The 10,000-nt window shown below is 64.2% G+C and carries 13 protein-coding genes; 5 read left to right on the top strand and 8 right to left on the bottom strand.

The genetic code is table 11. The features are described from left to right. Positions 1-115: 115 nt before the first annotated feature. Together LDL37_RS08390 and LDL37_RS08385 are read right to left on the bottom strand one after the other, a co-directional pair. Entirely contained in the window at positions 116-1,069 is a 954-nt protein-coding gene (locus LDL37_RS08390) for a FecR domain-containing protein (protein WP_290796678.1), read from the bottom strand. Further along, positions 1,059-1,577 carry an RNA polymerase sigma factor gene (locus tag LDL37_RS08385; RefSeq protein ID WP_290796674.1) on the bottom strand — a complete coding sequence of 173 codons (519 nt, stop codon included), beginning with the start codon at positions 1,575-1,577 and terminating at the stop codon, positions 1,059-1,061. Before LDL37_RS08385 ends, LDL37_RS08390 begins: the two co-directional genes overlap by 11 nt. Before the next feature lie 288 nt (positions 1,578-1,865). Between LDL37_RS08385 and LDL37_RS08380 the strand changes: the two genes are divergently transcribed. Further along, the gene (locus LDL37_RS08380) at positions 1,866-2,906 is read left to right on the top strand and encodes a LacI family DNA-binding transcriptional regulator (protein ID WP_290796671.1); all 1,041 of its coding nucleotides are present in this window, start codon (positions 1,866-1,868) and stop codon (positions 2,904-2,906) included. A gap of 94 nt (positions 2,907-3,000) precedes the next feature. Beyond that, a complete protein-coding gene (locus LDL37_RS08375) occupies positions 3,001-4,053 on the top strand; it encodes an alpha/beta fold hydrolase (protein WP_366509228.1) in 1,053 nt (350 codons plus the stop codon). Here LDL37_RS08375 and LDL37_RS08370 read toward each other — a convergent pair. From LDL37_RS08370 to LDL37_RS08345, 6 genes are read right to left on the bottom strand one after another with little or no spacing between them, the layout of a single operon-like run. After that, complete coding sequence (locus LDL37_RS08370) at positions 4,050-4,682, bottom strand: NrsF family protein (protein WP_290796668.1); 633 nt, start codon at positions 4,680-4,682, stop codon at positions 4,050-4,052. The two genes, LDL37_RS08375 and LDL37_RS08370, sit on opposite strands and share 4 nt — an antisense overlap. Further along, a complete protein-coding gene (locus LDL37_RS08365; RefSeq protein WP_290796665.1) occupies positions 4,676-5,344 on the bottom strand; it encodes an NrsF family protein in 669 nt (222 codons plus the stop codon). Before LDL37_RS08365 ends, LDL37_RS08370 begins: the two co-directional genes overlap by 7 nt. Continuing rightward, complete coding sequence (locus LDL37_RS08360; RefSeq protein ID WP_290796662.1) at positions 5,337-5,897, bottom strand: sigma-70 family RNA polymerase sigma factor; 561 nt, start codon at positions 5,895-5,897, stop codon at positions 5,337-5,339. Before LDL37_RS08360 ends, LDL37_RS08365 begins: the two co-directional genes overlap by 8 nt. Then, on the bottom strand, positions 5,894-6,640 hold the full coding sequence (locus tag LDL37_RS08355) for a DNA-binding domain-containing protein (RefSeq protein WP_290796659.1): 747 nt from the start codon (positions 6,638-6,640) through the stop codon (positions 5,894-5,896). Before LDL37_RS08355 ends, LDL37_RS08360 begins: the two co-directional genes overlap by 4 nt. Continuing rightward, complete coding sequence (locus tag LDL37_RS08350) at positions 6,637-7,470, bottom strand: DUF692 domain-containing protein (protein WP_290796657.1); 834 nt, start codon at positions 7,468-7,470, stop codon at positions 6,637-6,639. Before LDL37_RS08350 ends, LDL37_RS08355 begins: the two co-directional genes overlap by 4 nt. 49 nt (positions 7,471-7,519) lie before the next feature. Continuing rightward, positions 7,520-7,804: a hypothetical protein gene (locus tag LDL37_RS08345; protein ID WP_013481134.1), complete on the bottom strand. Its 285-nt coding sequence runs from the start codon at positions 7,802-7,804 to the stop codon at positions 7,520-7,522. Positions 7,805-7,994: 190 nt separating this feature from the next. Between LDL37_RS08345 and LDL37_RS08340 the strand changes: the two genes are divergently transcribed. Genes LDL37_RS08340 through LDL37_RS08330 form a run of 3 tightly spaced genes read left to right on the top strand, consistent with a single transcriptional unit; the run spans position 7,995 to position 9,863 of the window. Continuing rightward, the gene (locus LDL37_RS08340; protein WP_290796650.1) at positions 7,995-8,279 is read left to right on the top strand and encodes a DUF2282 domain-containing protein; all 285 of its coding nucleotides are present in this window, start codon (positions 7,995-7,997) and stop codon (positions 8,277-8,279) included. 1 nt (position 8,280) lies between these two features. Beyond that, the gene (locus LDL37_RS08335) at positions 8,281-9,111 is read left to right on the top strand and encodes a DUF692 domain-containing protein (RefSeq protein ID WP_290796648.1); all 831 of its coding nucleotides are present in this window, start codon (positions 8,281-8,283) and stop codon (positions 9,109-9,111) included. Continuing rightward, complete coding sequence (locus LDL37_RS08330; protein ID WP_290796645.1) at positions 9,108-9,863, top strand: DNA-binding domain-containing protein; 756 nt, start codon at positions 9,108-9,110, stop codon at positions 9,861-9,863. The genes LDL37_RS08335 and LDL37_RS08330 overlap by 4 nt, the downstream gene beginning before the upstream one ends. The last annotated feature ends 137 nt before the right edge of the window (positions 9,864-10,000 follow it).

The raw sequence follows: 10,000 nt of genomic DNA, 5'->3' as shown, positions 1-10,000 counted from the left end.
TTGGCCGGTGCGCGGGCCTATCCCCGCTGGCGGCTCTGGGAAAGGGACGGAAAATGTCGGGGCAGACCGGACACGGTTTTTGGTGAAATATTTATGACGGAGTCAGGTCGCGGCCTCAGCGCAGCGTAATGACCTCGCCCTGCCGTTCGACCGTAAAGCCGTGCACCAGCGCCAGTGCCTCCAGCTGCGCTTCCGGGGCATCGAGGCGGATGCGACCGACAATCGGCTTTTGCTTCAGGGCCTCGTCGGCAAAGCGGATGCTCAGTCCCGATTGCCGGCTGAGCGCCTGCACGACGCGCTCCAGCGGCCAGTGGTCGGGCTCGATCCAGCCGCGCCGCCAGTCGTCGCCTTGCGGATCGAAGCGACTTAAGGGTTTAACATGGCCGCTTTCGAGACTGGCGCGCATGCCGCGCGTGAAATCGCCATAGCGGCGCTCATCGCCAGTGAGGCGCACCTTGCCCTCATAGACGTCCAGTTCGACACCGTTCGGCAGATAGCTGAGGTTAAATTCCGTGCCGAGCACGCGCACCTTGCCGCCGCTAAGCCCGACATAGAAGGGGCGCGAGGCGTCGTGGGCCACGTCAAAATAGGCCTCACCGCTTTTGAGCGCCACGTGGCGGCGGTAACCCGTCAGACGCGTTTCCAGCCGCGACCCACCGTTCAGCGTGACCTGGCTGCCGTCGGCGAGCGTCAGTTCGCGCACCTCGCCGGGCCTTGTGCTGTAGACAGACACTGGTGTCGTCCAGTCGGCGATAACAGGCGGTAGGAGAAACAGGCTCAGGCACGCCGCCAGAGCCAGACCCGCCCCGCCCCAGACAACCGGCCTTTGCCACAGGGCACGGCGGGACACGAGGTGATCAGACGCCTCCTGATCAAACTGCGTCAGGGCATCATGCAGGGCGCGGTCCTGAGCGATCCGCAGCAGGCGCTGATAGGCAGCCTCATGCCGCGGGTCGGAGCGCCGCCAGTAGAGCCCTTCGTCGGTTTCCCCCTGTGTCAGGGTTTGATCGGCATAACGGGCGGCGGTGTTCCACAGAAGATCGTCAGTGTCCGCACCCTCAGGCGTCATAGCGTTTTCTTTTCTTTTCAGCCCTGGCAAGCGTCTCGTGCAATTGCCGCAGGCCGCGCGTTATGTGTTTTTCGACGGCGTCCACCGACAGGTTCAGACTCCGGGCAATATCACTGCAGGTTTCGCCATGCAATCGCCGCCGGATCAGAACCTCGCGACGTAGCGGCGGCATGTCCTTCAGGGCTTCGGTGAAGGCTTCGAGACGCTGTTTGTGCATCAGAACCTGCTCCGGCAAGGGGTTGTCGCAGGCCAGAGTGTCCTCGATGGCCTCGGTGGGACGCAAACGCTCGGCTCTGAAATGGTCGCTGATCAGGTTGAGCGCGATGCGTCGCGCCAGTGCGGCGATATTGTCCACCTTGTGGTCGCGCACATAGGCGACCAGTCGCGCCAGCGTTTCCTGCACCACGTCCTCGCACAGGCCATGGTCGCGCACCCTACCCGCGACGAAGCGCGACAGGCGCTGACGCTCATCGGCAATCCACAGGAAGGGAAAAGGGGCGGGCGACATGATACTTCTGTGGGGAGCCTTATGCCGAAAGGGGAGGGTGTTATGTGGTGGCGTTGCTGGCCGTCTCCTGCTCTAGTCGGCAAATGTGACAGATTTTTATAAACAGCCTCTGCAAAATGGCTAGGGTGACGCGAATCCGGCGGGTGTGGCTTTGTGGTTGGCTATTCGCCCCTACGGTAGCGCCTGAGGCGATAGTCCCCGCGGATACAATTGCGTGTGGCGGGGATTTCTGCTGTAAAAGCCGTGGTATCCCGGGTGTCGGGTCCGACGGTGACCGCAGAGGCGGCGGTGAAAAAAGCAAAACCAACCATCGACGATGTCGCGGCCTTGTCGGGCGTGGGGCGCACCACGGTGTCGCGGGTGCTCAACAATGGCCCCAATGTCCGCCCGGAGGTGCGCCTGCGCGTCCTGCAGGCGGTTGAAGCCCTGCACTACAAGGTCAATACACAGGCCCGCTTTCTGGCGGGCGGCCGGTCGCAGACTCTGGCTCTGGTTCATGCCTCTGATCCCGATGCGGAACCCAACTCCTACTACTTTTCGGGTCTGGAGCTGGGGGCGCTCAGGGCCTGCGCCCCCGAAGGCTTCCGGCTTCTGATGCACGGCCTCAACCAGCACGCCCTTAACCGCATTGAGGCCATTTTCGATTTCGTGCGGACGCATCACTGTGACGGCGTCATCCTGACGCCGCCCTTTTCCGATGACCGCGAGCTGCATCAGGCCCTGCTCACGCAGCAGATCGCCCACGTCGCCGTCTCGCCGGGAGAGGCCGTGCGGCGGCAGGTCGTCGGTGTCGGCATGGACGATGAGGCGGCGGGCTATGAGCTGACCCGCTATCTTCTGGGGCTCGGTCATCAGCGTTTCGCCTTTATACAGGGGCTGGAAAACCATGCCTCGGCCGAAAGCCGCTATGCCGGATATGGCCGTGCCCTCAGCGAGGCGGGGCTGTCCCCGTTGTCCATGGCCACCACGCGCGGCAATTTCACCTTTCGCGCCGGGGCGGATCAGGCGGTCAGGCTGCTCAACGTCCCGCAGCGCCCCACGGCGCTGATCTGCGCCAATGATGACATGGCGACGGGGGCGCTGTTTGCGGCGCACCGCATGGGGCTGCGTTTGCCCGCCGACCTTTCCGTCGTCGGCTTTGATGATACCCCCGTCTCCGAAGTGGTATGGCCGCCGCTGACCACCATCCATCAGCCGATCAAGCAGATTGGCGCCCGCGCCGTGGAACGGCTGATTGACCTTCTCAACGGGGCCGAGAGCGCAGACGCAGGCTTTGAGGCGGTGCCCCACCGTCTGGTCGTGCGTGAGTCCGCGGCCCGGTTCGAATGAGCGGCTTCCTTTTTCCACGCCAAGCTTTAAAAGCAGAAATAAATCGCCCGCTGTACGTCAGGGGCTAAACCAAACAAGCCTTCAGGGGGTCACCGTGTCACTCATTTTGCGTTTTCGTCTATGCGCCGTATTAATAGCGGTGTGTGTCGGTCTGTCGCCGCTGATGGCGGTGGCCCAGTCGGGGGCGCGCTTCGAAAAGATCCGGGTGCACGCCCAGGCGCTCGAAGGCAATCTGGCCGGTGAGTCAGCGGATCGCGACGTGATCGTCTATCTGCCGGCCGACTATGCGACGAACCCTGACCGGCGCTACCCGGTTGTCTATGGCCTGCATGGCTATGCCATGGATGCCGAAAGCTTTGCCGGCCTGTTGCAAACGCCGAAGTCGCTCGATGCGGCGCGGGCGCAGGGCCTGCGCGGTGTAATTCTCGTTTTGCCGGACAGCCGCACTTTGCATAACGGGTCGATGTATTCCAGTTCGATCACCATTGGCGACTGGGAAGGCTTTATCACCCGCGATCTGGTGGCCTATATCGACGCCCATTACCGCACCCTGCCTGAGCGTCGCAGCCGCGGCCTAATGGGCCATTCGATGGGCGGGTATGGCGCCGTGCGTCTGGGGATGAAGTACCCTGATGTTTTCGGTGCCCTCTACATCATGAGCCCCTGCTGCCTGTCGGCGCGCGAAGCCCCGCCGGCCCCGGTCGCCGCTGAGGTCGAAAATACCCGCACCCGCGAAGCGGCGGTGAAGCTCGACTTCCTGCAACGCGCCACCTTTGCCGTTGCGGCGGCCTGGTCTCCCAATCCGCACAAGCCGCCCTTCTTTGTTGATTTGCCGACGAACAAGGGCGCGGTGGATAAGGAGGTGCTGGCGCGCTGGGCTGCCAATGCGCCGCTGGCCATGCTCGATCAGTACGTATTCAATCTGCGGCGCTATCCGGCCATCGCCATGGATGTCGGAGACGAGGATGGCTTTCGCATCGACGCAGCGGAACTGCACCGCCGCCTGACCGACTCCGGGGTCAACAGCCGCTTCGCCATCTATCCCGGCGATCATGGCAACCGCATCGGCCAGCGCTTTGAAACCCACGTCCTGCCCTTTTTTGCCGAGACTCTGGACTTCGGTCCCGAGCCCGGCAGGAAGCCCTAGGATTCAATCAGCAAAATCATGCCAATAGCCGGCAGGTAAACGCACAGGGTGTAAAGCGGCTGATCCATCGGGCAATGCAGGGCATAGGCGGCCGCCGCCAGCCCGGCAAAGCCCAGCGCCGCACACAGACGCAGCAGACGGGGCTGAGACGAGGCGGTACGGCTCAGCCACAGGGGCGTGACCAGCCGCATCGCCACCCACGCGCTGAGGATGATGGTCAGACCGCACAGGGCCGCGCCGCCAAAGCCGCCTGCCGTGGCCGCCTCCCAGCCTGCATGGCTGACCTCCCACCACAGGGCGAGGCCGTGGCTCAACAGGATGACGGGCAGCGGGGCGAGGTCGCTCCAGTGACAACGGCCTTCGGGGCGTGACAGGGCGTTGGCGGCGTGCAGGGCCGACAGACCGGCCCAGCCCCACAGCAGGGGTTTGAGCAGGGCGAAACGCGCCTGTGCCAGCGCCCGTTCGAGATCGCTGAGTTCCGGGCGCATCCCATAGAGGCTAACCACCCAGATCAGGGTCACGGCGGCAAAGACGAGGGCAAGGCCAAGAAGCCGCCCGGCGCTCAGCGGTTTGACGGGTCGCAGGTCTTCGCTCAGCCGCTCGATCAGGTCGTGCGGCGGCCTTACCATCGGAACAGCCAGCGCCCGACGGCGCTGCCGATCAGGGCCGCCACCAGATTGGGCGCCAGATAGATCAGCAGCAGATAGGCCGGAGCATCATGGTCGCAATGCAGCGTATAGGCGACCGTCATCAGGGCCGAAGCGGCAAAGGCGCTGAGCGCCCCAAAAAGCGCCGGATTGCCGGGCGCGGTATGCCGCAGCCACAGGGCCCAGCCGCCCCCCAGCCCGGCCATGCCGCCGATCAAAATGGTCAGGAAGCACATGCCCGCGCCGTCTGACAGGCCGGTCATCGCTGCGGGCAGACTGCTCAATGCGATATCGACCCCGGTCAGGGTGGTCAGGGCAATGACCGCCAGTCCCAAAAGCCCGGTCTGTACGCGATTGAGCGCGCCTTCCGGTCGCGCCGTGGCCTGCACCTGCCAGACGGCCAGCGCGGCCAGAGCGATGAAAAAGCCCGTCTTGGCATAGGCCGACAGGTTATCCGCCACACGCCCTTCGCTGAACAGCAGGCGCATTTCGGGCCGCGCGCCGTAAGCCGTCAGAACATAGGTGATGCCTGCCAGCAGGCTTAAGCCCACCCACAGCCACAGGCCACGGCGGCCCAGCGGGGCCACCGGAGGGACGGACTGGCTTAAGGTCTCGATCAGGTCTGGGGTATTCTTGTTACTCATCTTCGTACACTTTCCGGGGCACGCCGACGCTGTCCCGTAACTTTTTCAATCCTCTGTGGACGATGACCTTGACGGCGGCCACCGATTTGCCGGTCAGACGCGACACGTCCTCCAGACTCAGTTCTTCGACCTTGTGCAGGCGAATGACACGCGCCTGATCGACGGGCAGTTGCGACAACAGCACCTGAACGTCGCGCCGGGCGATGGTGGCCGGCAGGCCCAGAGAGGCCTCGTCCACTGGCTCGTTCAGTTCGTTCAGTTCGACATGTACGTAGCGGCCGTATTTTCGGACGTGGTCGATCAGCTTGTGCCGCGCCACGGCGGCGATCCACGGCATGAAGGGGGCCGTCGGGTCATAGGTGTGGCGCTTTTCATGCACGGCAACGAGCGTGATCTGCGTCAGGTCTTCGGTATCGGGCGATTGCAGGCGACGGCGAAAATAGGCCGAAAGCCACGGGCGCAGGGCGGTGAGGAGGGCGCGATAGGCCTCCGCATCGCCGCGTTGGGCGGCGTGCATCTGCTGCTGCCACAGGTCGGGTTGGCTGAGGCTCATGCGGTTGTCTCTGTCGTGTCAAGGCCGGTGATCAGGCCTTCGGCCAGCCACTGACCCAGCCACGCGCCGATCTGCGCCGTGAGGTCTCGGTCGGGGGCGTCGCGCATCAGGGTTTCGCAAGCCGCCGCAAAGCCCTGACCGGCGGCCAGCGCACAGATGAGGGCGTATTCGTCGGCCTCCAGCGTGCGAAAGCGCGAAGCGAGTGCGGTCTTCCACACGCATAGACCACTCGTCTCTTCGAAATAGAGCACCTCCGGCGGCGTCTCGTTTTTGGAGAGGGCCCGCCACAGGGCCGGGGCATTGGAGCGGATAGCGCGGTGATGCAGGGCCGGATTGAGGACAAAGCGCACCGTCTCCCAGTCGCTGACCTGCGTCAGGGCCGCGCCATCGAGCAGGTCTGCATCTTTGGCGGCAAAGGCCTGCCGCAGAGCGGAATCCAGCCACGCCAGTTCAGCGATTTCGGGATCATCCGGGAAACGCTGCGCCAGAAAGCCCGCAAAGTCCTGCCCATAATCGTCCAGCGACCACTGGCTGGACGGGTGCTGTTCGACATAGGCGCGGACTTCTGAATTAAAGGTCTCATCGCCCAGCCACGCCCAGACCTGCGCATAGGTTTCGGCCATCGCCCCCGCCAGCCGCGCGCGATAGGCGTGGTGATAGACGCGCATCCCTTCGCTCACCGTGGGAGCCGGAGTGGCCAGAATCTGACCCAGAAAATCCAGTTGGGTGTCGGCCAGTCTCATACGTACACCACAGGGGAGGTGAGGCGGCGCGCGGTGTCGAGTTCGCTCAGAAGCTCAGGCAGGGGCGGAATCTCATCGTCGCGCTCGATCATCACGGCGGCGTGGCTAAGGCGCGGGGCGACCTCGGCCCATAACGCCCACACGCCGTCGGGGACGGGGGCGTCGTGGGTGTCGATCAACAGGGTTTCGCCCTCAGAATGACCGGCCAGATGCACCTGACGCACGCGCTCCAGCGGCAGGCCGTTCAGATAGGTCTGGGCGGAAAAGCCGTGATTGTGGGCACTGACGAAGACATTGTTGATATCCAGCAGCAGGTAGCAGCCCGTGCGACGGCACAGCTCCGTCAAAAAGCCCCATTCGGTGTAGGTATCTTCGGCAAAGGTGACGTAGGTCGAGGGATTTTCGATCAGCAGCGGGCGTTGCAGGAAGGTCTGCACGCGGTCGATATGGCGGCAAACGGTGGCCATCGCCTCTTCGTTCAGGGGCAGGGGCAGAAGGTCGTGGCTGTTATGACCATTGACACCGGTCCAGCACAGATGATCGGAGACCCATAGGGGGTCCACGCGCGTCATCAGGGCGTGCAGCCGCCTCAGATAGTCGGGCCCCGGACCGTCGGGTGACCCCAGCGACATCGAGACGCCGTGCATCGCCACGGGATAGTCGGCCCGCACGCGATCCAGCACATGCAGGGGCCGCCCGCCGTCGATCATGAAGTTTTCCGAGATGATCTCGAAAAAATCCACCGGTTGCGGCGCGGCCAGTATGGCTTCGTAATGGGGCGGTCTGAGGCCGAGGCCTAAGCCTGAAAAGGGGGCAAGGGAAGGGGGCATGGACGGGTCCGGAGAAGGGCCGGTGTGACACCGGCCCCGCAGGGCATACTTAACCGATATCGCCGATCACGCCACCCTGAGCCAGGCATTCCTTGGCCTTGACGGCCTTGAACCCATGACCCTTGCAGACGTTCTGGCCCTTGCATTCGTGCGTCGTGGTGGCGCAGTCGGCCGTGCCCTTACAGGTATTGATGCCATAGCAGTGGACGATGTCGTCAGCGGCCACGGCGGCACCCTTGCTGCCCGCAGGGGCGGTGGCGGCGGTGGCGAAGCTGGCGGCGGCCATAAGGGCGGCGGCGGACGCGATGATGGCGCCGGTTTTCACAGTGATCATGGTGGGCTCTCTCAAAATAGGTGCGGTGCCGGTGTGGCATGGGGGAGTACGCGGCCTTGCGGGATGAGGTTACACAGCCCCTCATTTATTTTTTTCTTATGTTTTGCTCTGCCCCTTTTGTAACCTTTGCGCGGGGCCTTGCGTACCTCCTGCCAGACGCGATGAGGCGTCGTCTCGCAAGGAAAACCCCATGTCTGTTTCCCGTTCCGGTCTGGCTATCGCCGCCGCCCTGTCACTCGCCGCCGGTGCCGCCGCCGCCGACACCAAAAAGCCCGCCAAGGCCCCCGCGGCCAAGGAAGCCTGCTACGGCATCGCCAAGGCGGGGCAAAACGACTGTAAGGCCGGTCCGGGCACGAGCTGCGCCGGCAGTTCCAAGGTCGATTACGATGGCAAGGCGTTCAAGCTGGTCGATAAGGGCACCTGCGTCACCATCAAGACGCCCAAGGGCAATGGCTCGCTGACGCCGAAGGCCTGATATGACCATCGGGGCGGGGCTGGGCTTGAAGCCGCAACATTATGCAGAGGCGACGGGCGACCGCCGCCCCGGCCTGTGGTTTGAGGTTCACCCCGAAAACTATATGGTTGAGGGTGGTCCGCGACTGGCCGCCCTTGAGCGGGTGCGCGCTGAGCATCCTCTGTCCCTGCACGGGGTGGGGCTGTCTCTGGGCGGCCCCGACCCGCTGGATCCGGCGCATCTGAAGCGCTTTCGCGCCCTGATCGACCGCTTTGCGCCCTTTGCGGTGTCCGAGCATCTGGCCTGGTCGCGCTTTGAGGGCCACAGCGTGCCGGACCTTTTACCGGTCTTGCGCACCTCGTCGGAATTACAGCGGATTGCCGAGCGCATCGACGCCACGCAAACGGCTCTGGGGCGGGCTCTGCTGATCGAAAACCCCAGCCATTATCTGAACCTGCGCGGCCACGACTATGATGAGACCGATTTTTTGAGCGAACTGGTCCGGCGCACTGGCTGCGGCCTGCTGGTCGATCTCAACAATGTCTTCGTCAGCGCGCGCAATATCGGCATCGACCCACTGATCTGGCTGCACGCTATTCCCGCGCAGGCCGTAGGCGAGATTCACCTCGCCGGGCACAGCGAAGACCCGGTGCGCGGTGCGCAGCTTCTGATCGACAGCCATGATCGCCCGGTTGATGCGGGGGTATGGGCGCTGCTGGACGTCGCGCTTGACCTGTGGGGGCCACGCCCGGTCCTGATCGAACGCGACGGTGAGGTGCCCGCCTATGTCGAACTGATCGCTGAGCGCGAACGGGCACAGTCGGTTTTGCAGCGGGAAAGGGTCGCCGCATGAGCGCCTTTCATCAGGCCTTTGCCGAAGCGCTGGCAGGCGACACGGACGCGCTGGCGACGTGGGTGGAAGCGCCTGACCGGCCGAGCGTCGCCGTCTATCGCAACACCATTGCGTCGGCTCTGATCGAAGCGCTTGAAGCCGCCTTTCCGGCTGTGGCGGCGGCGCTGGGGTCAGACAATTTCCATCAGGTGGCGGCGGCCTTTGCGCGCGACCATTACCCGGCCCATCCGATGCTGCACGACTATGGGGGCGGGTTTGCCGACTGGCTGGCAGGGCAGGACGCTCTGTCCGAGATGGACTGGCTACCCGATCTGGCGCGGCTCGATTACTTGCGGCTCAGCGTGCTGAACGCCGCGGATACGGCGGCCACACCTGCCGAAGGGTTTGCCAGCCTGTCGCCTGAGGCCCTCAGCCACGCCCGCGCGCGCCTGATCCCGTCTGCACGGCTGATCCGCTTTGACACCACGCTTCTAAGCGTCTGGGAGGCGCTTCTGGCGGGCGAAGGCGAGGGACTGGAGCGTCGGCCTGAGCCGGAAACCCTGCTGGTGCGCCGGGTGGGCGAAGGCGTCGAAGTGCGCCGTCTTGCCCCGGATGTCGCCGCCTTTTTCAGCGTCTGTGCCGAAGGCGGCACGCTGGCCGAAGCGGCGGAAGCGGCCCTGACCTGTGAGCCCACGACCGATCTTACCGCCCTGTTCAGCCATGTGCTGGGCCTCTCCTGTCTTCACCTCTCAACCGAAAGAGACCTCTTATGACCCGCAAACTCACCGACTGGATCAATGCGCCCGCGCAACTCATGGCCAAGCTGCCCGAAGACGTGATCGCGCTCATCACCCGTTTCGGCGTGGCGGCCATCTTCTTCAGTTCGGCGCGCACCAAGGTCGATGGCCTG

This window comes from Asticcacaulis sp. (genome assembly GCF_020217185.1).
Classification (GTDB): domain Bacteria; phylum Pseudomonadota; class Alphaproteobacteria; order Caulobacterales; family Caulobacteraceae; genus Asticcacaulis.
Note: the sequence above shows the minus strand (reverse complement) of the source record. Positions and strands in the feature narration are given on the sequence as shown.